The following is a 26,953-nucleotide window of genomic DNA, read 5'->3' as shown; positions in this document are numbered from 1 at the left end:
ACAGCCCATGATCCTGCCTTGCTCAGCCATTTCCCGGCTTTCTTCCGGGTGGCCGGGCAGGTGGTGGCCGTATTCGGCGATGGCGATGAGGCCTATGCCAAGGTTCGGTTGCTGCGCAATACCTCGGCGCGCATCGTTGCCTTCACGCAAAATCCGATGGCCTCCTACGCGGCCTTGCTGGCGCGCCACGCCATTGAGATCGATCGCCGCGATTTTGTCCCTGATCTGGTCAGGGGTGCCACGCTGGTGTTTGCCGCAACCGGCGAGGCGGAGAGGGACCGCACCATCGTTCAGGCGGCCCGCGCCGAACGCATTCCGGCCAATGCCGTCGACCAGCCGGACTATTGCGATTTCTATACGCCGGCGCTGGTCAATCGCGCCCCGATCGCCATTGCGATTGGTAGCGAGGGCGTCGGCCCTGTTCTGGCGCAGATGATCCGCGCCGAGATCGATCGTCGCCTGCCGCGCTCGCTCGGTCGGCTGGGCAGGCTGGCCGAGGACTATCGCTCCGCCGTCGATCGCCTCATTCCGCGCGGTGTCAGCCGCCGTCTGTTCTGGCGCTCGTTCTTCAAGGGCGACATTGCCGATGCCGTGGAAAAGGGCGACATGGCCGAAGCCCGGCGGGGCGCAACCCTGCTGATGCTGGCCGGCACCCGCCGGTCGGTGGGTCGGGTCTTCCTGGTTGGCGCCGGACCGGGTGCTGAAGACCTGCTGACCCTTCGCGCCCACCGCCTGCTGATGGAAGCCGATGTCATCGTCCATGATGCGCTGGTGCCGCAGGCCGTCATCGACATGGGCCGCCGCGATGCGACCCGCATTCCGGTCGGCAAGCGCAAGGGCTGCCATTCGAAGTCCCAATCCGAGATCAATGACCTGCTGGTCGAACTGGCGCGCGAAGGAAAGCGTGTCGTGCGCCTGAAGTCGGGCGATCCGCTGGTGTTCGGCCGGGCGGCGGAAGAGATGGCGGCGCTGCGCGATGCCGAGATCCCCTACGAGATCGTGCCGGGCATCACCTCGGCGCTGGCCGCGGCTGCCGATTTCGAGCTGCCGCTGACGCTGCGCGGCGTCGCCTCGTCGCTGGTCTTCACCACCGGTCACGATCTGACCGGCGACATTCTGCCGGATTGGGCAAGGCTTGCCCTTTCGGGTGCCACGGTTGCCGTCTATATGGGCCGGACCGTCGCGGCCTCGGTGGCCGAACGCCTGATGGCGGCAGGCCTTGCCGAAGATACGACCGTTGCGATCGTTGAAAATGCCGGCCGGCAGGACAAGCGCCTGCTGCACGGCACGTTGAAGGAATTGCCGGGTCTTGAAGCCCGGGTTGAACTGACCGGCCCGGTCATGGTGATTATCGGCGATGCGGTGGCGGGTGCCGATTTCAGCCGCTCGCAGCCGTTGAATGGCGTCGCGTCAGAAGCGCCTGTATTGTTGAGGAATTGAAGATGGCAGAGAAAGTCCTGACCGCAAATCGCCTGAGCGACGGCATCGCCGTCTGGCTCGATGCTGCCGGCCAGTGGAACGAAAAGCTGCAGGAGGCCTTTGTGGCGCGCCATGCCGAGGCCGTGGCCGCCCTTGAGGCGACCGGCAAGCAGGCTCTGGCCGACAATCTCGTCGTCGACGTCAATGTCATCGACGTGGAGGAACGCAACGGCCGTCTGCATCCGCTGCGGCTGCGCGAACGGATTCGCGCCGAAGGGCCGACCATGGCCTATGCCGAGGGACACGGCTTTGCCGATCCCGACTTTATCGCTGCCTGAGGAATATCATGTACCGTTACGATGAATTCGACCACGCCTTCGTGTCTGCGCGCGTTGAGCAATTTCGCGACCAGGTGGCACGCCGGCTGTCGGGCGAACTGTCCGAAGATGCCTTCAAGCCGCTGCGGCTGATGAATGGCGTCTATCTGCAATTGCATGCCTATATGCTGCGCGTCGCGATCCCTTACGGCACGCTGAACGGCCGGCAGATGCGCATGCTGGCCCATATTGCCCGCCGCTACGACCGCGGCTACGGCCATTTCACCACGCGCCAGAACATCCAGTACAATTGGCCAAAACTCTCCGACACGCCGGATATCCTCAATGAACTGGCCAGCGTCGAGATGCATGCCATCCAGACCTCGGGCAATTGCATTCGCAACGTCACGGCCGATCATTTTGCCGGTGCTGCCGCCGACGAAATGGCCGACCCGCGCCCCTATGCCGAAATCCTGCGGCAATGGTCGTCGGTGCATCCGGAGTTTTCCTTCCTGCCGCGCAAGTTCAAGATCGCGGTTACCGGCGCGCCGAGCGACCGCGCCGCCATCCAGGTCCACGATATCGGCCTGCATCTGAAAAAGGACGCGGCTGGTAATCTCGGCTTTGCCGTCTATGTCGGCGGCGGGCAGGGGCGTACCCCGATGATCGCCAAGCTGGTGCGCGACTTTTTGCCGGAAGAAGACCTGCTGTCCTATGTGACCGCCATTGTCCGGGTCTACAATCTGCACGGCCGCCGCGACAACAAATACAAGGCACGCATCAAGATCCTGGTGCATGAAACCGGCGTCGAGGAACTGACCCGCGAAATCGAGGCCGAATTCGATGCGCTGCGCCACGGCGAGCTGAATCTGCCGGACAGCGATATCCGCAGCATCGAGACCTATTTTGCGCCGCCGGCACTCACTGATCGGCCGGAAGGCTGGGCCGATCTGGCCCGTGCCAAGAAGGCCGATGCCGGCTTTGCTGCTTGGGTCAACCAGAATGTCGCGGCCCACAAGCATCCCGACTACGGCATGGTGACGATTTCGCTGAAGCCGATCGGCGGCATTCCGGGCGATGCCAGCGACAGCCAGATGGACATCGTCGCCGACATTGCCGAGCGCCTGGCCTTCGACGAGATCCGTGTCAGCCATGAGCAGAACCTGATCCTGCCGCATGTGGCGCGCGCCGATCTCTACGAGGTCTATTCGCTGCTGGCGACGTCAGGCCTTGCCACCGCCAATGCCGGGCTGATCACCGACATGATCGTCTGTCCGGGCCTGGATTACTGCGCGCTGGCCAATGCCCGCTCGATTCCCGTCGCCCAGGAAATCTCGACGCGCTTCGGCTCGGCCGAACGCCAGGCCGAAATCGGCGAGCTGAAGATCAAGATCTCCGGCTGCATCAATGCCTGCGGCCATCACCATGTCGGCCATATCGGCCTCTTGGGGGTCGAAAAGAAGGGCGCCGAACTCTACCAGATCACCCTTGGCGGTTCCGGCGACGAGAACACCTCGATCGGTGAAATCATCGGTCGCGGCTTCGAGCCGGACAAGGTGACCGATGCGGTGGAAACCATCGTCGACACCTATCTGGGCCTCAGGCTTGATCCAAAGGAGACCTTCCTGGCCGCCTATCGCCGGGTGGGTCCACAACCCTTCAAGGACGCCCTTTACGGCGAAGCGGCCGAAGCCGCGTGAGGAGCCTCAAATGACCCGTATCTGGACCGAAAACGGCTTTGCCGACAGCGATGCCTGGATTGTCGAGACCGACGAGCAGAAGGCCGGCGAGGGCCAGCGTCCGCTGCTTGGTCTCGAAGCCTTCCTGGCGGCAGCCGACGCCACCAATGACGGCGATTTCGGTGTGCTGCTGAAGCCGGCTGACGATGTCAGGCGTCTGGCGCCGCATCTGGGCCGCCTGGCGCTGGTGGCCGTCGCCTTTCCCGCCTTCAACGACGGCCGCGGCTTCAGCCAGGCCTCGCTGCTGCGCGATCGGCTGCGCTATCAGGGGGAACTGCGCGCCGTCGGCGACGTACTGATCGACCAGATCCCGCTGATGCAGCGCACCGGCTTCGACAGTTTTGCCGTGACCAATGCCACAGCGCTGAAGCGTCTGGCCGACCGCCACCTGACGGGCATTGCCGAGCATTATCAGCCGGCTGCCCGCGGCGATGGCGAGATCGGTGCCTATAGCTGGCGCCGGCGGGCGGCTGTGTAAAACATTAAAATAATGCTATGTAAATGGCGACTTTTGACGGATGTCAAAGTGCGATGGCCGGCTTTCGGGCATGCTGACCACGGAAAAATCGATCAGGATTCGGCAATCGTGTCCTGATCTTGCAAATCGCCTCTTGAAGCATCGGGAAACTTTCGGCAAGGGTTCAACATTCCGCCGTATCCCTGAAGCATGTCGCCCGAAAGTGGGTACCGGTTTCGGGACAACGACATGCTGCAAAACAAAGAGATAAAGCGTGAAGAGCGAATCCGAAAGATCGCGACATGCTTTAGCTGCAAGCCATATGTTTGAGGACCTGACCGCGCATGAATGCTCCAGCCAAGACCGAGACAGCCGAACTGATCGTGCCGGAAGGCGTCTACGCCGAAACCGTCCTCAGCGTCACCCATTATACCGAACATCTGTTCCGCTTTCGCATGACCAGACCGGCCGGCTTCCGCTTCCGCTCCGGCGAGTTTGCGATGATCGGTCTGATGGTCGAGGGCAAGCCGATCTATCGCGCCTATTCGATCGCCAGCCCGTCCTGGGACGAGGAACTGGAATTCTTCTCGATCAAGGTGCCGAACGGCCCGCTGACGCAACACTTGCAGCGCATCCAGCCGGGCGACCGGGTGCTGATGCGCAAGAAGCCGACCGGCACGCTGGTGCTGGACGCCCTGACGCCGGGCAAGCGCCTCTACATGTTTTCGACCGGCACCGGCATCGCGCCCTTTGCCAGCCTGATCCGCGATCCGGAAACCTATGAGAAGTTCGAAGAGGTCATCCTGACCCATACCTGCCGCGAAGTGGCGGAACTGAAATACGGTTTCGACCTGATCGAGGAGATCCGCGCCGACGAGATGCTGCGTGAAATCGTCGGCGACAAGCTCAAGCACTACGCGACGGTGACCCGCGAGGACTATCCGTTCCAGGGCCGCATCACTGACCTGATCGCCAACGGCAAGCTGTTTGCCGATCTCGGCCTGCCGCCGCTCGATCCCGCCGTCGACCGCGGCATGATCTGCGGCTCGACCGCCATGCTGAAGGACACCAAGGCTGCCCTTGAAAACGCCGGCCTGACTGAAGGCGCCAACAACAAGCCGGCAGAATTCGTCATCGAACGGGCCTTCGTCGGCTAATCCTCTACGGAATTTGCGCGAACGATTCAGAGCCCGGCGGAAACGCCGGGCTTGGTTTGAGGGCAGGCCGCGTTTGTTCTGCGACGTCATGCTCGGCCTTGTGCCGAGCATCCGCAACATTCGGATTTCACAGCCAAGTTCAATTCATGGTGCTCGGCGGCAGACCCTCGGGACAGGCCCGAGGGTGACGAAAGGCTGTACCCTTTCTCGTGTTCGAGGAGGCGTAGCCGGCCTATCAGCAAGCACATCCTCACGCCTGCGAGAGATAGCCGATCAGGTTTTCCATGGCCGACTGGGCAAGGGCTGCATCGCCCTGCTGGATGGCGCGGATCACGCCGACATGCAGGGCCACCGAGCGATCCATCTTCTCCAGCGTCGCCTGCGCATACCACAACCGGCGTGCATGGGTCTGCAACGGCTGCAGGGCTGATATCAGGAAGGCATTGGGGCAGGCGGCTTCGAGGATCTCGTCGAACCGTTTGTCGGCCGCCAGGAAGCCGTCGAAATCGCCAGAGGTCGCCGCGCCCGTCATCGCCTTGGCGCAGTCGACCAGTGCCGCCCGCTGCTCGTCCGTCGCGGCCTGCGCTGCAAGGCCTGCCGCCAGCGGTTCCAGCCTGCCGCGCACTGCCATGATCTGGCGAAGATCCTCCGGATGGATGTCGGCGATCTGCAATCCGACGCGGGGGCGGACCAGGATCAATCCCTGCCAGTCGAGCCGCTGGATCGCCTCGCGCACCGGCGTGCGCCCGTGGCCGGATCGCTCGATCAACTCGCGTTCGTTGACCAGCGCACCCGGAGCAAGCTTGAGGGTGACGATCAACTGTTCCAGGACCCGATAGGCCTGGTGGCTCTGGGATTCATGCGGACTGGCCATGCCATCCTCCCCTTCTGATATATCAGATCATTGCACAGTGTTTTCGCCGTGGCAATGGCTCTGATATATCAGAACGGGTTTTGCACGCAGGTCACTTGTCGCACTTTGGCCAGCGGCACGCCGGGAAATTAAGAAAAGATCTATCAAAAACATGCAGTTGATTACTCGTGGCGGAGCGCTTCGATGGGGTTGAGCTGGGCCGCGCGGCGGGCCGGGAAATAGCCGAAGATCATGCCGATCGCCGCCGAGAAGACGAAAGCCAGCAGAATGACCGAGGGGCTCGCAACAAAGGGCACGCTCAGAAGGCTGACGGCCGTATAGGCAAGGCCGAGGCCGAGCAGAATGCCGACCACGCCGCCGAACACCGACAGGGTCACCGCCTCGACCAGGAACTGCATCAGCACCTGCTGCTCGACGGCGCCGATCGCCAATCGGATGCCGATCTCGCGGGTGCGCTCGGTGACGGAAACCAGCATGATGTTCATGATGCCGATGCCGCCGACCAAAAGACTGACGGCGGCCACGGCCCCGAGCAGGCCGGTCATCAGCGTCGTTGTCCCGGTCAGGGTCGCGGCCATCTGCGTCATGTCATTGACGTTAAAATCGTCTTCGCGGCCGGCGATGATCTTGCGCCGCTCGCGCAGCAGCCGTTCCACATCGGCCTGCACCTTGGCGGTGGAAACGCCATCATTGGCCGACAGCACCATGCTCGACACCTCGTTCGAGCCGCCGATCCGGCGCTGAAAGACCTTGAGCGGCATGACGACGATATCGTCCTGGTCGCTGCCCATGCTGCTCTGGCCTTTTTCGGCCAGGATTCCGATCACTTTGCAGGAGACGCTGCCGACCCGCAGGTTCTGCTCCAGCGCCGGCGTCGAGCCGAACAGTTCGCTTCTGACCGTCGCACCGATCACGCAGACGGCCTGGCCGCCGCGTTCCTCGGATGCCAGGAAGGTCCGTCCGCTCTTGATGTCCCAGTCCTGGGCAATGAAATAGTCACCCGTCGAGCCGGTCACCGTCGTCGAATGGTTTTCGCCGCCGAAAATGACCGTCTGCGAGGACTGGTTGATGCCGGCCGTCGCCCGCAGGCCATTGATCTGGCTCTTGACCGCCTCGATGTCGCGCTCGGTGAATTTCTTGGCTTCGGTGCTGGCCCGTCCCGGGCCGAACTGTCCGGGGCGCACGAACAGCAGATTGGTGCCGAGTTTGGAGATCTCCGCCGAAACCTGCGCCGTCGTACCGTTGCCGATCGTCACCATGGCGATGACGGCGGCAACGCCGATCACCACGCCGAGCACGGTGAGGAAGGAGCGCAGCAAGTTGCGGCTGATGGCGCGCAGTGCCAGCTTGATCGTTTCATAGAACATCGGCTTCGACCTTGTCGTTCTGCCTGTCGGACTGCAGGCGCCCATCAACGAAGCGCAGGTTGCGCCGGGCATAGGCGGCAATGTCGTCCTCATGGGTGACCATGATCACGGTGATGCCATGGTCGCGATTGAGCCCGGTGATCAGGTCCATGATCTCCTTGCTGGTCTTGGTGTCGAGATTGCCGGTCGGCTCGTCGGCCAGCAGCACGGCCGGGCTAGTGACGATCGCCCGAGCAATGGCGACGCGCTGTTGCTGGCCACCGGACAGCTGCTGCGTCGTGTGGTTTTCGCGGCCGGCCAGGCCCACCTGCGCCAGCGCAATGGTCGCCAGCCGCCGCCGTTCCCGCGCCTCCATGCCGCGATAGACCAGCGGCAATTCGACATTCTCGACCGCTGACGTGCGGGCCAGCAGGTTGAAGCCCTGGAATACGAAACCGAGCATGTGCCGGCGCAGCAGCGTGTGCTGGCCGCGGTCGAATTCGGAGGTCTTGATGCCCTGGAACAGATATTCGCCGGCCGACGGCACGTCGAGGCAGCCAATAATGTTCATCGCGGTCGATTTGCCGGAGCCCGACGGGCCCATGATCGCGACGAATTCGTGTTTTTCAATCACCAGGTCGACCCGATCGAGCGCCCGGATCGTCGCCTCACCGGAGCCGTAGACTTTCGAGACCTGCTGGAATTCGATCAGGGGAGGAGGGGCCATCGGATCAGCCGCTCGTTTCGAGCGCGTCGGTGATCAACAGATCGCCCTCGACCAGTTCGCCCTTGGTGACGACCGTATTCTGCCCGTCGCTGGAGCCGATCTCGATATTGACGGCTGTCGGCACGCCATTGCGCAGCAGCCAGACGGTGCGCTCGCTGCCCTCCGGCTCAGGCGCCGAAATCGAGCCCATGCGCGGCGGGCGAAACAGGCTGAACATGCCGCCGCCGCCGCCCGTCTCCATGGCGGTCACGGCGTCGGGCGGCGAATAGCGCAGCGCCCCATTGGGGATCAGCAGCGCGTTGTCGATGGCCTGTACGGTGATGTCGGCCGTTGCCGTCATGCCCTGGCGCAACAGTAGCTTGTCGTTCTCGACCGCCAGGATGCCCATATAGGTGACGACATCGTTGACCGTCTCGGAGGCATAGCGGATCGAGGTGATTTCGGCCGGAAAGCGCATCTCCGAAAAGGCATCGACGGTGAAGGTCGCCTTCTGCCCGACGGCCACCTGGCCGACATCGGCCTCGTCGATATCGACCTGCAATTCCATATGCCGGAGATCGCCGGCGATGGTGAAAAGCGTCGGCGCCTCCAGCGATGCGGCAACCGTGGCGCCGGGATCGACATCCCGCGACAAGACGATGCCGTTGATCGGCGAGACGATGGTCGCCTTGGACAGGTTGAGTGCGGCCAGTTCCAGGTCGGCCTCTGACGACAGCACGTCGGCCTCGGCGCTTTCCTTGGTGGCGACCGCCGCCTGATAGGTGAACTCCGCGGCATCGAGGTCCTGCTGCGTCGAAACGCGGCTGCCGACCAGGGTCTTCAGGCGCTCGAACGTGGCCTTGGCCGATTTCATATCGGCATCGGCCTTGGAGACCGACGCCTTGGCTGCCAGAAGTTTGGCCTGGTTGCTCTTGACGTCGGCTTCCAGCTTGGCGGTATCGAGCCGGGCGACGACCTCGCCCTCCTTGACCGTGCTGTTATAGTCGACGAACACCTCGCGCACCGTGCCCGACTGTTCGCTGGACACATCGACCTGCACGGTCGGCTCCACCGAACCCGTGGCGGTGACGATAACCGTGAGATTGCCTCTCTTGGCGGCCGATGTGGTGTAGCTATAGCTCGCGCCGCCGGCGGGGACGAGATAATAGCCGCCGCCGACTGCCACTATGGCGCCCAGGCCCAGGATTCGCCACAGCCAGCGCGACCGGCCCGCGGGTTTCCTCGCTGTTGCCAGCAGCGAGGCCAGGTCGGCGGTTTCGACCTTGGGCGGCGGAGAGGAGGGCGTGTCGCCAGTGCTGCTCATTGAGGATCCATGTCGGGTTGTGGTCTTGCCATCATACTCTTATCGGCTGAAACGGCCTCCCCTGGACGGATCGTCATCAAGCTCTCGCGTGTCGAATCCCAAAGGCTTCAACGGCGACAGGCCCAGGGAAGCCACTCTGCGGCAAATTCCCATATATATCTTTGAAATTGAAGTGAAAATTTCGTAATTCACGGCGTTTTGGCAATCGCTAATCGTCGCGATGGTGCCGGGCAGTTATGAAATATAATGATATCAGCGACTTGATGCGCGGGCGCCAAGATTAGGGGCGGCTGGCCGGCTGTGGAGTAGGGACAGGAGGCATGCACCGCCGTCTTGCCGGGTCACCCGGCCATGGCGGTGCCGGCCCGTACCCATCCGGATCAGGCGTAGCCCCATCGGGATCAGGCGTAGCCGATGACGTCGGGATTGACCTTGCGCTCCATGCCATAGTCCCGCGCATGAGGATTGCTGCGACGCTCGCGGCGCGACAGGACCTGCAGATCGAGCGAGGCGACACTCGGCATGCCATCGGCATAGGTGCCGGTGTCGGGTGTGTCGCGCGTCGTCTGGCGAATGGCGGTCAGCAAAGCGTACATGATGGGTCCTTTCAAGCACTGCAGAAACGGTGCAGCCGTGGATAAGTTCCCAGCCTATCGCAAGGCGATTGACCAAACGTTAACCATATCCGGTTCGGGCGAACCCAACGGGTCCGCCCGAACCATTCGAAGCTCTTGATGGATGATGCGCCGCGCGGATTAGCTTCGCCGGCGCGGATCGTTCTGATCGACGCAGCCGCGCTCGTCGCAGATCGGTCGTTTGGTGGTGGGGCGCCGATCCCGCTCGCTGGGGCGACGAACCCGGTCGTTGCGGTCGACCCTGTCGTGACGATCGGGATTGGCGGCGCGGCGGGGGCGATGGTCGTTGGCGCGGTAGTCCTGGCGGTATTCGACGACGGGTTCGCGATAGACCGGCGGGCGGGAACGATAGGGTTCGCCTTCACTGACGCAGCCGGCAAGGGTGAGGGTTGAGAGGCCGAGGGCGGCAAGGGTAATCAGGGATTTACGGGTCATGGTGTCTCCATTCATCGCCGCGGTATGGCAGGATCCTCACGGAACGCAAAGCGACGTCATCTGTTCCCGCCATTCGGTACATTTGTCGCAGGATCGTAATCCGCCTCAGATGCGGCTTGCGTTACTCATCGCTGACAGACTATTTTTGACGATTGCTTCCCGGCTCTTGTTCGCTGCTGGAAATCCCGTCATCAGATCGTTGTGGCGTCCTGCAGGCCGTGGCGGACGACCACCCATAACGGCGCGGGCGCGCTCGACAATCCCTGGGAGGGGAACAGAGTCATGACTTCGATTTCAAGACTGGGGCTTGCTGCCCTCGTACTGGCCGGCTCGCTCAACGCATCGACCAGCCAGGCATTCGCCTGGGGCTGCATCGCTGTGTCCGATGAAGGCAGCTACGGCTATAGCTACAACTACGACGATGAGGACAGCGCCCGGGCAAAGGCCCTCAACGAATGCGCCGCCAACACGACAGTCGATTCGGTCTGCGAAATCACCGAATGTGACGACGAATCGTAAGACTGTTCGTCTTGAAGGTCACCCGACAGGTGGCCTTCAAAGCCTCTCAGAGGATGCCGACAACCACGCGATCTCGCGTTGCGCCGGGCGGACAACGCCCCAAGACATCCCTGTGTTGGTAGTGACGGTCCGCAAGGACAAACCGAGCCACTGCGCTGTCGGCGTGTCGTCAGTCCTTTGTCAGATCTTTGACAATGGCCTCCTTGCCATGGTGTGCTTTGACCTTGCCGGCCCGGGCCCTCTCCTTGAGCACTTCCGGATTCTGCACCCCATCCCAATAGTCGTCGACCCACTGTTCGTTGACGGCGGAAGACGCCTTCGTCGCCGAAAACACCGCACGTCCGATCTTGCGTTCAAAGGATGCGTCGAGACTGGCATTATCGGTCTTTAGCCGCTCGTGTCCGTCCCCTGCGTGTCGGATCATCGAGTCCAGTTTGACATCGATAAAGCCCATGGATTGCAGCGTGCACTTCATGCCCGTGACATTGAAGAATGTGCATGACGTCGGATCATAAGGACCTTTGACCTCGCCAGCGGGGCAGAACATCATTGGATACTGATTCATGGACGTCAGGATGCCCGACTCGATCACCATGACACCGCCCGGTTTCAGGCATTCCTGCAGCTTCTTGATCACCCAGAACGGATAGCGCAGATGATACAGCACACCGGCAAAGATGATGACGTCGAAGGTTCCGAATGTCTCCTGCCGGAGATCGTTGACGTTCATTTCGACCATCTGCACCTTTGATTGCCTGGCGGGGATAATGAGTTCGACGGCCCCCGTGGAGATCAGGTTGTCGATCCCGATGATTTCAGCAGCCCCCTTTTCTTCAGCGTAGAAGCTGAAAAGGCCGTCCCGGCAGCCGATGTCGAGAACACGCTTTCCCTTGAAATCGATCGTATCCAGGGATTCGATGACCAGGTCCCACATGTATTTGAAATGGGGTCGGCCCGGCGTCTTAAGCCCGCCCGGGAGATCGATGATATGATAGAATTGATGGTTATTTAACTGTCTTTCCAGTTCGCCGATGTCCATAGTCATGCTTCGTCCTCCTGATATCCCCCATGACGGATCATTCGCCGTTCATCATTGACTTCGGTCTTTTTTCACGCTCTCTCGGCTATGATGATCCTATACTTAAAAACAAGAACATGGATGACGCAGGTTGTCCAATTTCTATTTGCAATATTTGATTGTTTTGACTGCGCTCGTCGGCCCGTGATGTCGATGGCGCCGGACCGCCGTGACGCCATGCGTTTTGACGGAACGTTTTCAGAGGCTCTGGGCGTCCTTTAGAGTGAGGCGCGGCACAGGACTGGAATCCGCTCCGAAAGAACAGTACGGAAGACCGACGGTTTTTATAGAAAGCATGGTGCGGATGATGGATCTGTTCAAATTTCTGGAGATAGGCAGCCCCATCGACGTCGTCGATGTCGGCGCTTCGCTGGGAGGGAAAAAGACGGTCTATCACGGGATTGCCGAGAAGGGCTGGGCCGCCGTCGTGGGTTTCGAGCCGAGCGCGGTCGAGCTTGAAAAACTGGATGCTCAGAAGAAGCCCTATGAGCGATATTTTCCTTACTTTGTGGGCAACGGGGAGACGCAGACATTCTACGAGACGAACTGGCCGCTCACCAGCTCCCTCTTCGAACCGAACCCGGAGCTGCTGAGCAAGTTCAACAACCTCAATGAGGTCTGTCAGATTACCGGGACCCATGCGGTGGCGACCAAGCGAATCGATGACATCGCCGAGATCGCGAATATCGACCTGTTCAAGCTGGATATTCAGGGCGCCGAGCTCAGCGTCCTGCAAAACGGCCTGACCAAGCTTAAGGATGCGCTGGTGGTGCAGGTCGAAGTGGAGTTTGTCGAGCTTTACAAGGGGCAGCCCTTTTTCGCCGATGTCGACCTCTTCATGCGCAAGCAGGGCTTCCAGTTCCATACCTTCTATTCGACGGGCACTCTGGCCTTCAAGCCGCTCCTGGTCGGCAAGAGCGTCAACCGCGGCCTGCGGCAGCACCTGTGGGCGGACGCCGTCTACGTCCGCGACTGGCTGCGTCCGGAGTCCATGTCGTCCGAGAAACTGAGGAAGTGCGCACTGATCCTGGGCGAGTGTTATGGATCGTTCGATCTGGCCCATCTCCTATTGCAGGATCATGACCGGCTTTTCGGCAGTGATTTTGCGGGTCCGTATCTGGCAATGGTGCTGGAGGAGCAGACCGCCAATGGTCTGGCGCTGTCGCGCGCTTAGATCTGGAAACCACCCAGCTACAGAGGGCACAAAGTTTGCCATGGTCTCGCTTTAAGTCATCGAAAGCTGGACATGAATGGTGAGAGCGTCGGGGTTCGAACCCGAGACCTACTGATTAAAAGTCAGTTGCTCTACCAGCTGAGCTACGCTCTCCCGAAAGGCGAGCAAATCAGCTCCCCTGGAAGTGCGCGGAACATAGGCAGGTGACCCCGGCGGGTCAACCCAAAAAACGTCGAAATTGCGCGTCTCCTGCGGTTTTACGTCACGTGCGCGAAAAGGTGATTGGCAGAGCGCGCCGTCGGGCGATAGGAAGGGCCGCTGATGTGCCTGAAGTGGAGCCCGTGCCGTGTCGATTGCCGATATTTCCTTCTTCAGTGCGCTGCTGGCCGGGACGCTCTCTTTCCTGTCGCCCTGCGTGCTGCCGCTGGTGCCGCCCTATCTCTGTTACATGGCCGGCATTTCGGTGGAGCAGTTCCGCGGCGAGACGGTTAAGGCTAAGGCCGATACGCGCCGCGCCGTGCTTCTGTCCTCGCTGCTCTTCACGCTCGGTTTTGCGACCGTCTTCGTGGCGCTAGGGGCAGGGGCCTCGACCATCGGCGGGCTGCTGCGCCAGCATCTCGATCTGCTCTCGAAGCTCGGCGGCCTGATCATCATCCTGATGGGCCTGAACTTTCTCGGCGTGTTCCGCATCGGCTTGCTGTCGAGCGAGATGCGCTTTCAAGGCGGCGGCAAGCCGGCGACGCTGACCGGTGCCTATGTCATGGGGCTGGCCTTCGCCTTTGGCTGGACGCCCTGCATCGGCCCGGTGCTGGGCGCCATTTTAGGCGTCGCCGCATCGCGCGACACGGTCGGCGACGGCGCCCTGCTGCTGGCCGTCTATTCGCTGGGCCTCGCCGTGCCGTTCTGGATCGCCGCCGGATTTTCCGGCGCCTTCATGCGCTTTCTGACCCGCTTCCGCCGCCATCTCGGCCTGGTCGAAAAGCTGATGGGCGGACTTCTCGTGCTGACCGGCCTTGCCTTCATCTTCGGTTATGTCAGCGATCTGGCGATTTGGTTCCAGCAGACCTTTCCAATCCTGTCGCAAATCGGCTAAGGCCGAGGCAGGGAAAAGTGGCTGGGTCTTGGTGAGGTTCGGCATGGTGAGGCGGAGCGCCAAGAGATGGCCGACATTGTCGCATTGGTTTTGCCGTTCTTCGGGCTGATCCTGATCGGCTATGTCGCCGCAAGGCTCGCCTATCAGCCGGCCGGCGCTTTGGGATGGCTCAATTTCTTCATCATCTATGTCTCCTTGCCGGCGCTGTTCTTCAAGCTGGTGTCGCGCACGCCGATCGAACAATTGGCCCGCGTCGATTTCATCCTGGCAAGCATGGCCGGAACCTATGCGATCTTTGTGCTGGTTTTCCTGATCGGCCACGTCGGACGTGGCAGTAATCTGGCCGACAGCACCATGCAGGCGCTGGCCGCCGCCTATGGCAATATCGGCTATATGGGACCGGCCCTGGCGCTGCTGGCCTTTGGCGACGCCGCGGCGGTGCCGGTGGCGCTGATCTTCTGTTTTGAAAATGCCGTACATTTCATGGTGGCGCCGGCGATGATGGCGCTGGCCGGCGGCGATTCCCGGCCGCGCGGTCTGCTGGTCCTGGATGTGGCGAAGAAGATCGCCTTTCATCCCTTCATCCTGGCAACCGCTGCCGGTTTCGTGGCGGCCGCCGGCGATATCGAGCCGCCGCTCGCCCTGCAGCGGCTGATCGATTATCTCGCCCAGTCCGCCGCCCCTTGCGCCCTGTTTGCCATGGGGGTGACGCTGGCGCTCAGGCCGCTCAAGCGCATTCCAGCCGAGATCGTCTATATCGTGCCGATCAAGCTGATGCTGCATCCGCTGGTGGTCTATGTCGTGCTGGGCGCCGTCGGCAATTTCGACCCGCTGTGGATCTATACCGCCGTGCTGCTCGCCGCCCTGCCGACCGCCACCAATGTCTTCGTCATCGGTCAGCAATACGGCGTCTGGCAGGAGCGGGCCTCGGCCACCATCCTGCTGACCACGGTGTTTTCAGTCCTGACCGTATCCGGCCTGCTCTTTGCCATTACGACCGGACGCCTGCCGGCCGATCTTTTCCCGTAACAGGGCCGGAAACGATCCGAAGCCGCGGCCGGGCTCGACGCCTTCGCGCATGACGAGATGGCGCAATGGCGCCACCGATTTCAACAGATGCAGGCCCGCCGCCCGCAGCATCTGCACCGGCAGGAAGCTCGACAGCAGCGAACGGTTCAAAATGTCGACGCTTGCCGTGCGGCTGATCACGTCGACCCGTCGACGGCGGTCGAACACGTCGCCGGCATCCGCGGCGATCGGCCTTTGCGGATCGGCGCACAGGATGTCTTCAAGCGCCATCACATCGCGCAGGCTAAGGTTCAGCCCCTGCGCGCCGATCGGCGGAAAGGCATGCGCGGCCTCGCCGATAAAGGCGGCACGGCCCTTGCCGTAGCGCAGTGCCGTCATGCCCGACAGCGGCCAGCATTGCGCGCCCTCTTCGACGCTCACCTTGCCGAGCAGCGACTGCATGCGGGTTTCGACCAGTCGGCTGAGCTCTTCCAGCGGCAGGGCCGCAAGCCGCGTCGCTTCGGCCGGCTCGACCACCCAGACCAGGCTGGAGCGCTGGCCCGGCAGCGGCACCTGGGTAAACGGTCCGGTCTCGGTGTGGAATTCCGTCGATACATTGTGGTGCGGCACGGTATGGGCGAAATTTAGCACCAGCGCCGATTGCGGATAGGACCATCTGCGCACCGAGACGCCGGCGGTTTCGCGAGTCTTGGAATTGCGGCCATCCGCGCCGATCACGAAGGCTGCGAAAAGCGTCTCGCCGCTGTCGAGCGCGATCGTCACGCCGCCATCGTCGAAGGCAAGGCTTTGAGCCTCTGCCTGCACAAGGCTGACGCCCGGCTCCTGCGCCAGCGCCTTTTCCAGAACGGCCATCAGATCGCGGTTGGCCATGTTGTAGCCGAAGGCGTCAATGCCGATCTCGGCGCTGCGGAAGGACACCGGCGGCGCCCGCAGCAGGCGTTTCGTGCCGTCGATGATCTGCATGGTCGACAGGCCTGCGGCAAACGGCGCGATCTCGTCCCAAAGCCCGAGCCGCGCCATAAAGCCGATCGACTGGTCCATCAGCGCCGTCGTGCGGCCATCGGCACCCGAACGCGGCCCGGCCACCAGCACCACCGATCGCCCGCCGCGCGCCATTGCGAGTGCTGCCACGCTTCCCGCCAGACCGGCACCGATTACCGCTATGTCAAACTGTCTCATCAGGGTGATCCATTGTTTCTGCAAGCAATCTAGTGCGTCCGATGCTTGAAATCCATGGGTTGAATTGGCGCAGTTGTCGCAGCGCGACAAAGAGGGACGGGCCGGCCAATACTGTATTGCCGCGGCTGCGTTGTTGCAAAACGAATGGATTCGGGGAATATCCCCTGCACCGCGAGCAATGAGGGACGGTCGGACCGATATGAAGATTTTCAACTACAGGCGCGTGCCCTATGCGGAAATCCGCGCGTTTTCGGTGCATATCCTCACCGCCTCCGGTTCGTTCCTGGCCTTTCTCGGTGTGGTGGCGGCGGCCGAGCATCGATTCGTCGACATGTTCTGGTGGCTCGGCCTGGCGCTCGCCGTCGACGGCATCGACGGTCCGATCGCCCGCAAGGTCCGCGTCAAGGAAGTATTGCCGAACTGGTCCGGCGATACGCTCGACAATATCATCGACTATGTCACCTATGTCCTGCTGCCGGCCTTTGCGCTGTATCAGAGCGGCATGATCGGCGAGCCCTGGTCCTTCGTCGCGGCCGGCATGATCGTGGTGTCGAGCGCCATCTATTATGCCGACATGGGCATGAAGACGGATGAATATTTCTTCTCCGGCTTTCCCGTCGTCTGGAACATGATCGTCTTCACGCTGTTCGTCATCGATGCCTCGGCGACCACGGCGATGACCGTCGTCACCGTCTCGGTGTTCCTGACCTTCCTGCCGATCAATTTCCTCCATCCGGTGCGCGTCAAGCGCCTGCGGCCGCTCAACCTGGCGGTCTTCTTCCTGTGGTGCGGGCTCGGCGGTGCGGCCCTGCTGATGCATTTCGACAGCCCGTCCTGGCTGGTCATTCCCTTCGTCGTAACAGGGATTTACCTCTATGGGATCGGCGCCGTGCTGCAGTTCGTTCCAGCCCTCGGCAAGTCGTAAAGGCCGCGTCTTTCGGCCTTGGCGCGAGGAAAGCTTGAGCATGCACAAAAAATGGTCGGTTGACTGTTGTGCATGGCAACAAACCGGGTATCAATAGTGAGAAATCAGCCCGGTCTGTCGCAAGCGGCAGGCGGATCGGGGCAATGGTATCGGTAACGACCACGCATGGGGATCGGGCGGTCATCGCCTGGAGACGGTGTGGCAAGGGGGATATGTGTCGCAAACAGCAGTACCGGACGCGCTGCTTTCGGTCAGCCAGCTCACAAAAATGTTCGGCGCCTTCACGGCCTGCAACGCCATTGACCTGGACATCCGGCCCGGCGAAATTCACGCGCTGCTGGGCGAAAACGGCGCCGGCAAGTCGACCCTGGTGAAAATGCTGTTCGGCGTCCTGGCGCCGACATCGGGAGAGATCGTCTGGCAGGGCCGACCCGTCGAGATCGCCTCGCCGGGTGCCGCCCGCCAGCTCGGCATCGGCATGGTCTTCCAGCATTTCTCCCTGTTCGAAGCGCTGACGGTGGCGGAAAACATCGCCCTGTCGCTCGACGGCAAGACATCGATCGGCACGATTTCGCAAAAGGCCGCCGAACTGTCCAAGGCCTATGGCCTGCCGCTCGATCCCGACGCCCATGTGGCCGATCTGTCGGTCGGCGAGCGCCAGCGCATCGAGATCGTCCGCGCTTTGCTGCAGAACCCGAAACTGATCATTCTCGATGAACCGACCTCGGTGCTGACGCCGCAGGAGGCCGACCGGCTGTTCGAGACGCTGGAAAAGCTGAAAAGCGAGGGCCGCTCCGTGCTCTATATCAGCCATCGCCTTGAAGAGGTGCAGCGCATCTGCGACCGCGCCACGGTGCTGCGCCACGGCCGGGTGACCGGCGCCTGCGATCCCCGCCAGGAAACGCCGGCCTCGCTCGCCCGCATGATGGTCGGCGGCGAAGTCGCCAGTGTCTACCAGGAAGAGGACGCGCCGCTTGGTGCCGTGCAGCTGGAGATCACCGACCTTTCCGTTCGGCCGCGCTCGCCTTTTGCCATGCCGCTCAAAAAACTGTCCCTGTCGGTCAAGGCAGGCGAGGTGCTGGCGATCGCCGGGGTGGCCGGCAATGGCCAGTCGGAACTGTTCGACGCGCTGTCCGGCGAATATCCGGTCGAAGACAACGAGTGCATCCGCATCCGCGGCAAGGCGGTCGGCCGGCTCGGCATTTCGGCGCGTCGGTTGCTGGGCGCCGGCTTCGTGCCCGAGGAGCGCCATGGCCATGCCGCCGTTCCGGCGCTCAGCCTCTCCGACAACCTGCTGCTGGCCCGCAACCAGTCGGATCGCAAGGCCTTCTTGGGCGGCGGTTTCCTGAAACTGATCCGCCACGACGCCGTCCGCACCGCCGCCGCCCGGATCTCGGAAGCGATGGATGTGCGCAAGAGCGGTGTCGATCCGGCGGCCGGATCCCTGTCGGGCGGCAATCTGCAGAAATTCATCGTCGGGCGCGAACTCGACCGCCAGCCGGCAGTGCTCGTCGTCAACCAGCCGACCTGGGGCGTTGATGCGGGGGCGGCGAGCCGCATTCGTCAGGCCCTGGTCGATCTGGCCCGCAGCGGTTCGGCCGTCGTGGTCATCAGCCAGGATCTCGACGAGATCTTCGAAGTGGCGACCAGCATTGCCGCGATCTCCGAAGGCCGACTGTCGGAAAGTTATCCCGCCAAGACCATGACCCGCGAGCGCATCGGCATCCTGATGGGCGGCATGCATGCCGGGGAGGCTGCCCATGCGCATTGAACTGGAAAAACGCAGCCGCACATCGGGCCTGTTCCAGGTCCTGTCGCCGCTCCTGGCCTTGGCGCTGACGGTCCTCTTCGGCGGCATCATGTTCGCGCTGCTCGGCAAGGACCCGGTCTCGGCCCTCTACAGCTTCTTCATCGAGCCGCTGCTCGAGGTCTGGTCGCTGCACGAACTGGCGATCAAGGCGGCACCGCTGATCCTGATCGCCGTCGGCCTGTCCCTCTGTTATCGCTCCAACAACTGGAATATCGGCGCCGAGGGCCAGTTCACCATCGGCGCGATGACCGGGTCGATCCTGCCTGTTCTGTTCTACGAGTGGCATTCGCCGCTGCTGATGCCGCTGATGCTGCTGATGGGCATGGCCGGCGGCGCGCTCTATGCGGCGATCCCGGCGCTGTTGAAGACAAGGTTCAATACCAACGAGATCCTCACCAGCCTGATGCTGGTCTATATCGCCCAATTGCTGCTCGACTGGCTGGTGCGCGGCCCGTGGCGCGATCCGCAGGGCTATAATTTCCCGCAGAGCCGGTCCTATGTCACCGAGGCCGTGCTGCCGGAAATGCTGACTTCTGGCCGCGCCCATTGGGGCTTTGCCTTTGCCATTATCGCCGCCATCGGCGTCTGGTTCCTGATGCGCTATACGCTGAAGGGTTTTGAGGTCGTGGTGCTCGGCCAGTCGGAGCGTGCAGGGCGCTTTGCCGGTTTCTCGTCGAAGGGCATGGTGTGGTTCTCCATGCTGGTCTCCGGGGCGCTTGCCGGACTTGCCGGCATTTCCGAGGTGTCCGGTTCGATCGGCCATCTGCAACCGAGCATTTCGCCGGGTTACGGCTTCACGGCGATCATCGTTGCCTTTCTCGGCCGGCTTAATCCGCTCGGCATCATCGCCTCGGGCCTGGTGCTGGCGCTGACCTATCTCGGCGGCGAGGGCGCCCAGCTGTCGATCGGCGTCTCCGACAAGGTGACGCGCGTCTTCCAGGGCCTGCTGCTGTTCTTCGTGCTCTCCTGCGACGCGCTGATCCTCTACAAGGTGCGCATCGTCTTCGACAAGAGCCGCAGCCTTCTGAAGGGAGATGCGAGATGATCATCGAAGCCATTCTCCTGACCATCATCACCGCTGCCACGCCGCTGGTCATCGCCTCGGTCGGCGAACTGGTGACGGAGCGCTCCGGCGTTCTCAATCTCGGCGTCGAGGGCATGATGATCATGGGCGCCGTCTGCGCCTTTGCCGCCGCCCAGCTGTCCGGCTCGCCCTTCGTCGGCATCCTGGCCGGCATCGTGTCAGGCGCTGCCTTTTCGCTGCTGTTCGGCTTTCTCACCCTGACGCTGGTCGCCAATCAGGTGGCGACCGGCCTGGCGCTGACCATTCTCGGCCTTGGCATCTCCGGCATGCTCGGCGAGAGCTTTGTCGGCATTCCCGGCGTCAAGCTGCAGCCGATCGCCATTCCGCTCTTGTCCGATATTCCCTTTGTCGGCCCGCTGCTGTTCCACCAGGACATCGTCTTCTACCTGTCGATCGCGCTGGTCGTCGGCGTCAACTGGTTCCTGTTCAAGAGCCGGGCCGGGCTGAAGCTCAGGGCCATCGGCGACAGCCACAGTTCGGCCCATGCGCTCGGCATCTCGGTCATCCGCACCCGATATCTGGCCGTGATGTTCGGCGGCGCCTGCGCAGGGCTCGCCGGCGCGCAGCTGTCGCTGGTCTATACGCCGCAATGGGTGGAGAACATGTCGGCCGGCCGCGGCTGGATCGCCCTGGCGCTGGTGGTGTTTGCCTCCTGGCGGCCCTGGCGGGTGCTGGCCGGCGGCTATCTGTTCGGCGCCGTGTCGATAGGCCAGCTGCATGCCCAGGCCTTCGGCATCGGCCTGCCGTCGCAGTTTCTCTCGGCACTGCCCTATGTCGCGACCATTGTCGTGCTGATCATAATTTCCCATAATCGGCGCACCACGCTGATCAATACACCGGCATCCCTGGGCAAGCCCTTCGTGCCGGACCGATAAAACACCTGGATATCAACGAAAACGGATAGGGGTTACCATGAAGAAACTGCTCATAGCACTTGTTGCAACGACGGCCGCGCTCGGCGGGTTTACCGTCGGAGCCGAGGCCCAGGACAAGACCAAGGTCTGCTTCATCTATGTCGGCACCAAGACCGATGGCGGCTGGACCCAGGCCCATGATATTGGCCGCCAGGAGCTGCAGGCCCATTTCGGCGACAAGATCGAAACGCCGTTCCTGGAAAGCGTGCCGGAAGGCCCGGATGCCGAGCGCGCCATCGAGCGCCTGGCCCGCTCCGGCTGTGCGATGATCTTCACCACCTCCTTCGGCTTCATGGATGCGACCGTCAAGGTCGCCGCGAAATTCCCGGATGTGAAGTTCGAACATGCCACCGGCTTCAAGTCGTCCGACAATGTCGCCACCTACAATTCGCGCTTCTATGAAGGCCGCTATATTTCCGGCCAGATCGCCGGCAAGATGTCTGCCAAGGGCGTGGCCGGTTACATCGCCTCCTTCCCGATCCCGGAAGTCGTCATGGGCATCAATGCCTTCGAACTCGGCGCCAAGTCGGTCAATCCCGATTTCAAGATGAAGGTCATCTGGGTCAACACCTGGTTCGACCCGGGCAAGGAAGCCGACGCCGCCAAGGCGCTGATCGACCAGGGCGTCGATATCCTGACCCAGCACACCGACACGACAGCGCCGATGCAGGTCGCGCAGGAGCGCGGCATCAAGGCCTTCGGTCAGGCCTCCGACATGATCGCCGCCGGCCCGAACACCCAGCTGACCGCCATCAAGGATACCTGGGGCGCCTATTACATCAAGCGCACCCAGGCGCTGCTCGACGGCACCTGGAAGTCGCAGCAAAGCTGGGACGGCCTGAAGGACGGCATTCTGACCATGGCGCCCTATACCAACATGCCGGACGACGTGAAGGCCATGGCGGAAGCCACCGAAGCCAAGATCAAGTCGGGCGAACTGCATCCCTTCACCGGCCCGATCAAGAAGCAGGACGGCTCGGACTGGCTGAAGGACGGCGAAAAGGCCGACGACGGCACGCTGCTAGGCATGAACTTCTACATCGAAGGCGTCGACGACAAGCTGCCGCAGTAAGCTGTTCAATATTGAACCCGACGAGAACGACAAGGGCGCCCCGTGGCGCCCTTTGTTTTTGGCGAAGCGATGGCAAGATCCACTCAGTCGCAGAACCGTCGCGTTGGTCGGACAGACGGTCTGAAAACTAGGACGGTTTGGTCGCTGCCATTGAAGGCCGTAGCGCCATACGGGTCCACCAAGCCTGGAGATTTCCGTATTGACGAATGAGTTCCGCCCCTTCGGATGTCATCAGGAAATAGTCAAACATGGGCGCGGCGTACAAGTCGGCTAGCGTGAGCTGCTCGCCAACCAGCCATGGACCGTCTCTCATCAGTTGGGACATCGCCGCCAGGCAGTTTCGTGCTTTCGCAAGAGCCGCGGCGAGCTTGTCCTCGTCAGTGGGAACGCCTCTGCCGGGCTTCGATATCCGCTCCACGTAAACACCCCACACCAGGTGAGGATAGGCATAGTTGTCAGCAATGCTGATCAACTGATTGCATCGTGCACGATGCACCGGATCCGAGGGCTGAAGTTGCTGCCCCTCGAACGCGTCATCAATATATCGAGCGATGGCACTGGTCTCAAAGAGGCTAAACTCGTGATGCTCGAATGCAGGAATGCGTCCGAATGGGTGCTTTGCCAGGTAGTCGGTTGGAGGACCGCCGTCTGCGAAGATATCGATCGGAACAAGGTGATATTCGATGCCTTTCTCGATCAGGCATAGTCGCGCAATTCGCACGTAAACGCTGTAATCTGCTCCGAAGAGGCGCGGTTGTGCGGTCATCGTCTCACCTTCATGAATTGCGCTTGCCTTGGAATCCAAAGCAAGCCGCGTCCATGGTAATTTATGCGATGGCCCATCATTCCGGAACAAGTGTCCGATTGACAATTTTTGAAAATTTGCCCTCCTTGTCATGTCTCAATCCTCAACTGGAAAGAGACAGCAATGCGCAAATCCTTCGCTGCTTCTCACAGCGTCTACTCGGACCCTGGGCCGTATCGCGAAACATTGATGCGCGGTGGCGTCGAACCTCGGTCAATGGCCCGGTGGATCAGTTCATTCCTGCAGCATCCTCGCGGGCCTGAGTCCGAAGAACGAGGCTTCGCACCGGAACAGGCCGCCGATATGGAGCTTCGTTCGGTGGCAGAGATCCTGTCTGTCGCCGTAAACCGCAATTTGCTGGAGGGCGATGCCACGCAGCCCAAGGTCGGCGGCGTATGCCGGGATTTCGCTCTACTGGCGGTGAGCAGATTTCGTCAGCACGGCACCCCGGCACGCCTGCGGGTCGGGTTTGCCGACTATCTGGCGCCTGGCCATTGGGAAGATCATTGGCTCTGCGAATGGCATGACGGCGGCCGTTGGAAACGGCTCGATGTGGAGTTTGCGGCGATCGAGGCAGTGTCATTCGATACATTGGACGTGCCGCGCGAGCGGTTCCTAACAGCAAGCGAGGCATGGTTTCTAATCAAGGACGAGCCGGCGATCGCCACGCGATTTGGCGTGTCGAGCCTCGACCTTGGCGGGCAATGGTTCGTCGCGGGAAGCCTGCTTCGAGAAATCGCGGCCCTGCGTAAACTGGAACTGAAACCCTGGGATTACTGGGGTCTGTCAAAGGACCTTTCCCCGGTTTCAACTCAAGTGCCGCAACAGGCGCGCATAACGCTCGACCACCTCGCTTCAAGGCTCAAGAACGCCGATCTTGACGGGGACGGTGAGCCGGAAGTAATCGCGGATTGGCCTTTGCCAGAGCAGGTTGTCAGCTTCCCACACGGCGAGGCTGTCGCTGTCGTGTTGCGCAATTCCTAGCATTCACCCAAACTCGCCAACGGTGAAAACATTTCGATCGTGAAAATCAGGAGCAAAACTCCGGGTTTTACAATTGATCTTTGCGTCAGAGAGTATTCCCCATGTCAGCGCTGAACGGGGCGCCCTGGCGGCGCCCTTGTTTTTCAAGCTTGAATGGCGACACGATGCTGGCAAGATGGGCTTTGTCGCAAATATCAGTTGCAAAGCTGTCGGTTTGATCGGGATTTTCGCGACAGGCTGGCGGAATCTATCCCTTTTCAGCTAGCCAGCGAAACGCCCGGCGCAGGAATGCTTGCCCGTGATGGGTGATCGGCGGGCCGTGGGCTATAATCACCTTTTCCGTAGGCCATGCCAGAATACGCCGGAGAGATTCACGCGCGGCGCGTCGGTTGGTGAAGGCTGCTCGAAATTTTCGTGGCACCGTAGGCTCAGCGGCCGTCATCAGGTCCAGCCGGGCAACAAGCGCCCGCCAGCCCCTAAACCATCCGCGCGGGAATTGCTGAATCAGATCGGTGAAAATCGCGGTCCCGCTCTGGCGATGAAAGAAGATGACTTCCGTTGTGATCCGATTGCCCCACATGATCGCGTGATCAATCTCCCCTGCCCATGCCGCGATCGGACGATCGCTAAAATCCGCGTCGCACCTAATATCATTGCGTTTCTCCCGCAAACCAGGCGGCGCACAGACCCTGGCGTCAGGATATACCCGCTGCCAGTCGCCAAGGAATGAGTGGTGGAGAGAGTTGGGAGGGACCAGATAGCGCACCGCCCCTAACGTTTCGACCTCGGCGCAAAGATCATCCGTAAGCGCCGTTGGCGACCAAAGGACCAGATCGCTATTGGCCAACCTGATGACAGCCATGCGCGTGGGATAATGAAATCCAGCCGTCGCCGTGACCGTCGGCCCGTCCGCAATCCAGATATTCGGGCCGAACTCCTTTAACATAGCCGTTACCCCACAAACGTTTACATCAGTATAAATTTATACTATTGTATAAATATGGCAATCCCAAAGCGAACGGACCGGTCCCGAATTCTCATCCTCGATGCTGCCGACGCTGCGTTTCGGGAGAAGGGGTTCGCGGCCACTTCCGTTGAGGAAATCGCTATGCGGGCGGGCTTGACCCGCAAGACGGTCTACAACCTGTTCGCCTCAAAAGACGAAATCGCCTCGCAACTCATAGCCCGCGTGGAAGCAAACGACGCGCCCTATCGCGATCGAATGGAGGCCGGCGACGACGTATTTCCTTTGCTCGAAGGCGTCTTTCTCGACAGCGCGCGCTGGTGTCTGGCAAATCCCTCGCTTGCAAGGCTGGCCCTTGCCCCGGCCGACAGGCCATCCCTTGAGCCGCCGTCCGACCGGCCCTCATTCCAGCGGCTTGTCAGGGACATTCTGCTACTCGGCCAACGGCAGGGTTTCATTCGCAAGGATGATGACCCCAATTTTATGGCGCTCGTTCTACTTGGAATCTACGGTCAGGCGATGCTGTCAGCCCTCACCAGAGGGCAGTTTACAGAGGGCGAAATCAGACACATCATCCGTATTGTTGTCGAAGGCATCGGGCAACGTTCATCGCGGTGAGGCGTCTTGCCGCGTAATCCCTGAGATTCACCCAAACTCGCCAACGGTGAAAAGTTGGAAATATTTCCGTCGCGAGAATCAGAAGCAAATGTCCGAGTGTTGCGATTGGTATCTGCGACAGAGAGTATTCCGCATCTCTGCTGGGAACGGGGCCCTGACAGCGGCCTTTTGTTTTCCCGATTGATTTCTTTCAATTCCCGCCAGCGCCACATTTACAAAAGTCATATTGTATGATTATTGGGGGAGTGTCACGGGAGGTGACGCTTAGGGAGGAAATCATGAAGTTTTTTAAAGCGCTTGCCAGCGCCACGATGCTTGCTGGCTGCATGTTCGCCACGGCCCAGGCCGAAGGCCTCGTCGTCGGATTTTCGCAGATCGGTTCTGAATCGGGTTGGCGCGCGGCGGAAACCACGCTGACCAAGCAGCAGGCCGAAAAGCGCGGCGTGGACCTGAAATTCGCCGATGCCCAGCAGAAGCAGGAAAACCAGATCAAGGCGCTGCGCTCCTTCATCGCCCAGGGCGTTGATGCGATCCTGGTCGCACCGGTCGTTGCCACCGGCTGGGATGAAGTGCTCGAAGAAGCCAAGGAAGCCGAAATCCCGGTCATCCTGCTCGACCGCACCGTCGATGCCAACAAGGATCTCTACATGACGGCGGTCACATCCGACCTCGTGCATGAAGGCAAGGTTGCCGGCGAATGGCTCGCCAAGACGGTCGGCGACAAGGCCTGCAACATCGTCGAACTGCAGGGCACGACCGGGTCTTCGCCGGCCATCGACCGCAAGAAGGGCTTTGAAGAGGGCATTGCCGGCAAGGCAAACCTCAAGATCGTCCGCAGCCAGACCGGCGACTTTACCCGCACCAAGGGCAAGGAAGTCATGGAAAGCTTCCTGAAGGCCGAAGACGGCGGCAAGAACATCTGCGCCCTCTATGCCCATAATGACGACATGGCCGTCGGTGCCATCCAGGCGATCAAGGAAGCCGGCCTGAAGCCGGGCACCGACATCCTCGTCGTCTCGATCGATGCCGTTCCGGATATCTTCCTGGCCATGGCTGCCGGCGAAGCCAATGCCACCGTCGAGCTGACGCCGAACATGGCCGGCCCGGCCTTCGACGCTCTGGAAGCCTTCAAGAAGGACGGCACCCTGCCGCCGAAGTGGATCCAGACCGAATCCAAGCTCTACACCCAGGCTGACGATCCGAAGAAGGTCTACGAAGAGAAGAAGGGCCTCGGCTACTAAGACGTCGTTTCCATCGGACCGGCTGTCCACAAGGGCGGCCGACCCTGATCTGCGA

27 protein-coding genes and 1 tRNA gene are annotated in these 26,953 nt (G+C 61.5%); 17 read left to right on the top strand and 11 right to left on the bottom strand.

The window, feature by feature from the left end:
- The first annotated feature begins 18 nt into the window (after nt 1–18).
- The 5 genes from cysG (at nt 19) to HGO38_RS14955 (ending at nt 5,089) form a co-directional block, all read left to right on the top strand.
- The gene (gene cysG / locus HGO38_RS14975; RefSeq protein WP_250956699.1) at nt 19–1,440 is read left to right on the top strand and encodes a siroheme synthase CysG; all 1,422 of its coding nucleotides are present in this window, start codon (nt 19–21) and stop codon (nt 1,438–1,440) included.
- A gap of 2 nt (nt 1,441–1,442) precedes the next feature.
- Nucleotides 1,443–1,757 carry a DUF2849 domain-containing protein gene (locus tag HGO38_RS14970; RefSeq protein ID WP_250956698.1) on the top strand — a complete coding sequence of 105 codons (315 nt, stop codon included), beginning with the start codon at nt 1,443–1,445 and terminating at the stop codon, nt 1,755–1,757.
- An 8-nt stretch (nt 1,758–1,765) separates the two neighbouring features.
- Complete coding sequence (locus HGO38_RS14965; protein WP_250956697.1) at nt 1,766–3,436, top strand: nitrite/sulfite reductase; 1,671 nt, start codon at nt 1,766–1,768, stop codon at nt 3,434–3,436.
- Nucleotides 3,437–3,446: 10 nt separating this feature from the next.
- Complete coding sequence (locus HGO38_RS14960; RefSeq protein WP_250956696.1) at nt 3,447–3,953, top strand: DUF934 domain-containing protein; 507 nt, start codon at nt 3,447–3,449, stop codon at nt 3,951–3,953.
- Between the two features lie 323 nt (nt 3,954–4,276).
- Nucleotides 4,277–5,089 carry a ferredoxin--NADP reductase gene (locus HGO38_RS14955; RefSeq protein ID WP_250956695.1) on the top strand — a complete coding sequence of 271 codons (813 nt, stop codon included), beginning with the start codon at nt 4,277–4,279 and terminating at the stop codon, nt 5,087–5,089.
- 250 nt (nt 5,090–5,339) lie between these two features.
- On the opposite strand, the gene HGO38_RS14950 is transcribed toward HGO38_RS14955, so the two are convergent.
- From HGO38_RS14950 to HGO38_RS14925, 6 genes are all read right to left on the bottom strand, one after another.
- Complete coding sequence (locus HGO38_RS14950; RefSeq protein WP_250956694.1) at nt 5,340–5,963, bottom strand: GntR family transcriptional regulator; 624 nt, start codon at nt 5,961–5,963, stop codon at nt 5,340–5,342.
- Nucleotides 5,964–6,124: 161 nt separating this feature from the next.
- Nucleotides 6,125–7,330 carry an ABC transporter permease gene (locus HGO38_RS14945; RefSeq protein ID WP_250956693.1) on the bottom strand — a complete coding sequence of 402 codons (1,206 nt, stop codon included), beginning with the start codon at nt 7,328–7,330 and terminating at the stop codon, nt 6,125–6,127.
- Entirely contained in the window at nt 7,320–8,036 is a 717-nt protein-coding gene (locus HGO38_RS14940; protein ID WP_250956692.1) for an ABC transporter ATP-binding protein, read from the bottom strand. Before HGO38_RS14940 ends, HGO38_RS14945 begins: the two co-directional genes overlap by 11 nt.
- Before the next feature lie 4 nt (nt 8,037–8,040).
- Nucleotides 8,041–9,339 (bottom strand): efflux RND transporter periplasmic adaptor subunit, encoded by a 1,299-nt coding sequence (locus tag HGO38_RS14935; RefSeq protein WP_250956691.1) that lies wholly within the window; start codon nt 9,337–9,339, stop codon nt 8,041–8,043.
- A 401-nt stretch (nt 9,340–9,740) separates the two neighbouring features.
- Nucleotides 9,741–9,935 (bottom strand): hypothetical protein, encoded by a 195-nt coding sequence (locus HGO38_RS14930; RefSeq protein WP_250956690.1) that lies wholly within the window; start codon nt 9,933–9,935, stop codon nt 9,741–9,743.
- A gap of 159 nt (nt 9,936–10,094) precedes the next feature.
- A complete protein-coding gene (locus HGO38_RS14925; RefSeq protein WP_250956689.1) occupies nt 10,095–10,409 on the bottom strand; it encodes a hypothetical protein in 315 nt (104 codons plus the stop codon).
- Between the two features lie 282 nt (nt 10,410–10,691).
- On the opposite strand from HGO38_RS14925, the gene HGO38_RS14920 reads away from it, so the two are divergent.
- The gene (locus HGO38_RS14920) at nt 10,692–10,928 is read left to right on the top strand and encodes a DUF4189 domain-containing protein (protein ID WP_250956688.1); all 237 of its coding nucleotides are present in this window, start codon (nt 10,692–10,694) and stop codon (nt 10,926–10,928) included.
- 169 nt (nt 10,929–11,097) lie between these two features.
- On the opposite strand, the gene HGO38_RS14915 is transcribed toward HGO38_RS14920, so the two are convergent.
- Complete coding sequence (locus tag HGO38_RS14915; RefSeq protein ID WP_250956687.1) at nt 11,098–11,973, bottom strand: class I SAM-dependent methyltransferase; 876 nt, start codon at nt 11,971–11,973, stop codon at nt 11,098–11,100.
- 337 nt (nt 11,974–12,310) lie between these two features.
- On the opposite strand from HGO38_RS14915, the gene HGO38_RS14910 reads away from it, so the two are divergent.
- Complete coding sequence (locus HGO38_RS14910) at nt 12,311–13,180, top strand: FkbM family methyltransferase (RefSeq protein ID WP_250956686.1); 870 nt, start codon at nt 12,311–12,313, stop codon at nt 13,178–13,180.
- Nucleotides 13,181–13,257: 77 nt separating this feature from the next.
- On the opposite strand, the gene HGO38_RS14905 is transcribed toward HGO38_RS14910, so the two are convergent.
- Nucleotides 13,258–13,333 (bottom strand) — tRNA-Lys (locus HGO38_RS14905).
- Between the two features lie 193 nt (nt 13,334–13,526).
- On the opposite strand from HGO38_RS14905, the gene HGO38_RS14900 reads away from it, so the two are divergent.
- Entirely contained in the window at nt 13,527–14,273 is a 747-nt protein-coding gene (locus tag HGO38_RS14900) for a cytochrome c biogenesis CcdA family protein (RefSeq protein ID WP_250956685.1), read from the top strand.
- Nucleotides 14,274–14,339: 66 nt separating this feature from the next.
- Complete coding sequence (locus tag HGO38_RS14895; protein ID WP_250956684.1) at nt 14,340–15,302, top strand: AEC family transporter; 963 nt, start codon at nt 14,340–14,342, stop codon at nt 15,300–15,302.
- Here HGO38_RS14895 and HGO38_RS14890 read toward each other — a convergent pair.
- Nucleotides 15,231–16,481 carry a UbiH/UbiF family hydroxylase gene (locus HGO38_RS14890; RefSeq protein ID WP_250956683.1) on the bottom strand — a complete coding sequence of 417 codons (1,251 nt, stop codon included), beginning with the start codon at nt 16,479–16,481 and terminating at the stop codon, nt 15,231–15,233. The genes HGO38_RS14895 and HGO38_RS14890 overlap by 72 nt on opposite strands.
- A gap of 199 nt (nt 16,482–16,680) precedes the next feature.
- On the opposite strand from HGO38_RS14890, the gene pcsA reads away from it, so the two are divergent.
- The 5 genes from pcsA (at nt 16,681) to HGO38_RS14865 (ending at nt 22,286) form a co-directional block, all read left to right on the top strand.
- Nucleotides 16,681–17,406: a phosphatidylcholine synthase gene (gene pcsA / locus HGO38_RS14885; protein ID WP_250956682.1), complete on the top strand. Its 726-nt coding sequence runs from the start codon at nt 16,681–16,683 to the stop codon at nt 17,404–17,406.
- Between the two features lie 214 nt (nt 17,407–17,620).
- Nucleotides 17,621–19,177: an ABC transporter ATP-binding protein gene (locus tag HGO38_RS14880; protein ID WP_250956681.1), complete on the top strand. Its 1,557-nt coding sequence runs from the start codon at nt 17,621–17,623 to the stop codon at nt 19,175–19,177.
- Complete coding sequence (locus HGO38_RS14875; protein WP_250956680.1) at nt 19,167–20,261, top strand: ABC transporter permease; 1,095 nt, start codon at nt 19,167–19,169, stop codon at nt 20,259–20,261. The genes HGO38_RS14880 and HGO38_RS14875 overlap by 11 nt, the downstream gene beginning before the upstream one ends.
- On the top strand, nt 20,258–21,175 hold the full coding sequence (locus tag HGO38_RS14870; protein ID WP_250956679.1) for an ABC transporter permease: 918 nt from the start codon (nt 20,258–20,260) through the stop codon (nt 21,173–21,175). The genes HGO38_RS14875 and HGO38_RS14870 overlap by 4 nt, the downstream gene beginning before the upstream one ends.
- A 37-nt stretch (nt 21,176–21,212) precedes the next feature.
- The gene (locus HGO38_RS14865; RefSeq protein ID WP_250956678.1) at nt 21,213–22,286 is read left to right on the top strand and encodes a BMP family ABC transporter substrate-binding protein; all 1,074 of its coding nucleotides are present in this window, start codon (nt 21,213–21,215) and stop codon (nt 22,284–22,286) included.
- 127 nt (nt 22,287–22,413) lie between these two features.
- Here the strand turns inward: HGO38_RS14865 and HGO38_RS14860 are convergent, their stop codons facing one another.
- Nucleotides 22,414–23,052, bottom strand: coding sequence for a glutathione S-transferase family protein (locus tag HGO38_RS14860; RefSeq protein ID WP_250956845.1), 639 nt, complete (start codon nt 23,050–23,052; stop codon nt 22,414–22,416).
- Nucleotides 23,053–23,214: 162 nt separating this feature from the next.
- Here HGO38_RS14860 and HGO38_RS14855 point away from each other — a divergent pair, with 162 nt between their 5' ends.
- Complete coding sequence (locus HGO38_RS14855; protein ID WP_250956677.1) at nt 23,215–24,075, top strand: transglutaminase-like domain-containing protein; 861 nt, start codon at nt 23,215–23,217, stop codon at nt 24,073–24,075.
- A gap of 247 nt (nt 24,076–24,322) precedes the next feature.
- Here the strand turns inward: HGO38_RS14855 and HGO38_RS14850 are convergent, their stop codons facing one another.
- Nucleotides 24,323–25,021 carry a DUF4336 domain-containing protein gene (locus HGO38_RS14850; protein ID WP_250956676.1) on the bottom strand — a complete coding sequence of 233 codons (699 nt, stop codon included), beginning with the start codon at nt 25,019–25,021 and terminating at the stop codon, nt 24,323–24,325.
- 54 nt (nt 25,022–25,075) lie between these two features.
- On the opposite strand from HGO38_RS14850, the gene HGO38_RS14845 reads away from it, so the two are divergent.
- A complete protein-coding gene (locus HGO38_RS14845; RefSeq protein WP_250956675.1) occupies nt 25,076–25,657 on the top strand; it encodes a TetR/AcrR family transcriptional regulator in 582 nt (193 codons plus the stop codon).
- A 278-nt stretch (nt 25,658–25,935) separates the two neighbouring features.
- The gene (gene ytfQ / locus HGO38_RS14840) at nt 25,936–26,898 is read left to right on the top strand and encodes a galactofuranose ABC transporter, galactofuranose-binding protein YtfQ (RefSeq protein ID WP_250956674.1); all 963 of its coding nucleotides are present in this window, start codon (nt 25,936–25,938) and stop codon (nt 26,896–26,898) included.
- The last annotated feature ends 55 nt before the right edge of the window (nt 26,899–26,953 follow it).

Source organism: Rhizobium sp. CG5 (genome assembly GCF_023701945.1).
GTDB lineage: Bacteria > Pseudomonadota > Alphaproteobacteria > Rhizobiales > Rhizobiaceae > Allorhizobium.
The sequence above is the reverse complement of the archived record's forward strand: the minus strand, read 5'-3'. Positions and strand labels throughout refer to the sequence as shown.

What these genes read in the sequence shown, in the direction of transcription:
- HGO38_RS14970 (WP_250956698.1), top strand. Translation starts at nt 1,443, where the DNA reads ATGGCAGAGAAAGTCCTGACCGCAAATCGCCTGAGCGACGGCATCGCC.
- HGO38_RS14965 (WP_250956697.1), top strand. Translation starts at nt 1,766, where the DNA reads ATGTACCGTTACGATGAATTCGACCACGCCTTCGTGTCTGCGCGCGTT.
- HGO38_RS14960 (WP_250956696.1), top strand. Translation starts at nt 3,447, where the DNA reads ATGACCCGTATCTGGACCGAAAACGGCTTTGCCGACAGCGATGCCTGG.
- HGO38_RS14955 (WP_250956695.1), top strand. Translation starts at nt 4,277, where the DNA reads ATGAATGCTCCAGCCAAGACCGAGACAGCCGAACTGATCGTGCCGGAA.
- HGO38_RS14950 (WP_250956694.1), bottom strand. Translation starts at nt 5,963, where the DNA reads ATGGCCAGTCCGCATGAATCCCAGAGCCACCAGGCCTATCGGGTCCTG.
- HGO38_RS14945 (WP_250956693.1), bottom strand. Translation starts at nt 7,330, where the DNA reads ATGTTCTATGAAACGATCAAGCTGGCACTGCGCGCCATCAGCCGCAAC.
- HGO38_RS14940 (WP_250956692.1), bottom strand. Translation starts at nt 8,036, where the DNA reads ATGGCCCCTCCTCCCCTGATCGAATTCCAGCAGGTCTCGAAAGTCTAC.
- HGO38_RS14935 (WP_250956691.1), bottom strand. Translation starts at nt 9,339, where the DNA reads ATGAGCAGCACTGGCGACACGCCCTCCTCTCCGCCGCCCAAGGTCGAA.
- HGO38_RS14930 (WP_250956690.1), bottom strand. Translation starts at nt 9,935, where the DNA reads ATGTACGCTTTGCTGACCGCCATTCGCCAGACGACGCGCGACACACCC.
- HGO38_RS14925 (WP_250956689.1), bottom strand. Translation starts at nt 10,409, where the DNA reads ATGACCCGTAAATCCCTGATTACCCTTGCCGCCCTCGGCCTCTCAACC.
- HGO38_RS14920 (WP_250956688.1), top strand. Translation starts at nt 10,692, where the DNA reads ATGACTTCGATTTCAAGACTGGGGCTTGCTGCCCTCGTACTGGCCGGC.
- HGO38_RS14915 (WP_250956687.1), bottom strand. Translation starts at nt 11,973, where the DNA reads ATGACTATGGACATCGGCGAACTGGAAAGACAGTTAAATAACCATCAA.
- HGO38_RS14910 (WP_250956686.1), top strand. Translation starts at nt 12,311, where the DNA reads ATGATGGATCTGTTCAAATTTCTGGAGATAGGCAGCCCCATCGACGTC.
- HGO38_RS14895 (WP_250956684.1), top strand. Translation starts at nt 14,340, where the DNA reads ATGGCCGACATTGTCGCATTGGTTTTGCCGTTCTTCGGGCTGATCCTG.
- HGO38_RS14890 (WP_250956683.1), bottom strand. Translation starts at nt 16,481, where the DNA reads ATGAGACAGTTTGACATAGCGGTAATCGGTGCCGGTCTGGCGGGAAGC.
- pcsA (WP_250956682.1), top strand. Translation starts at nt 16,681, where the DNA reads ATGAAGATTTTCAACTACAGGCGCGTGCCCTATGCGGAAATCCGCGCG.
- HGO38_RS14875 (WP_250956680.1), top strand. Translation starts at nt 19,167, where the DNA reads ATGCGCATTGAACTGGAAAAACGCAGCCGCACATCGGGCCTGTTCCAG.
- HGO38_RS14870 (WP_250956679.1), top strand. Translation starts at nt 20,258, where the DNA reads ATGATCATCGAAGCCATTCTCCTGACCATCATCACCGCTGCCACGCCG.
- HGO38_RS14865 (WP_250956678.1), top strand. Translation starts at nt 21,213, where the DNA reads ATGAAGAAACTGCTCATAGCACTTGTTGCAACGACGGCCGCGCTCGGC.
- HGO38_RS14860 (WP_250956845.1), bottom strand. Translation starts at nt 23,052, where the DNA reads ATGACCGCACAACCGCGCCTCTTCGGAGCAGATTACAGCGTTTACGTG.
- HGO38_RS14855 (WP_250956677.1), top strand. Translation starts at nt 23,215, where the DNA reads ATGCGCAAATCCTTCGCTGCTTCTCACAGCGTCTACTCGGACCCTGGG.
- HGO38_RS14850 (WP_250956676.1), bottom strand. Translation starts at nt 25,021, where the DNA reads ATGTTAAAGGAGTTCGGCCCGAATATCTGGATTGCGGACGGGCCGACG.
- HGO38_RS14845 (WP_250956675.1), top strand. Translation starts at nt 25,076, where the DNA reads ATGGCAATCCCAAAGCGAACGGACCGGTCCCGAATTCTCATCCTCGAT.
- ytfQ (WP_250956674.1), top strand. Translation starts at nt 25,936, where the DNA reads ATGAAGTTTTTTAAAGCGCTTGCCAGCGCCACGATGCTTGCTGGCTGC.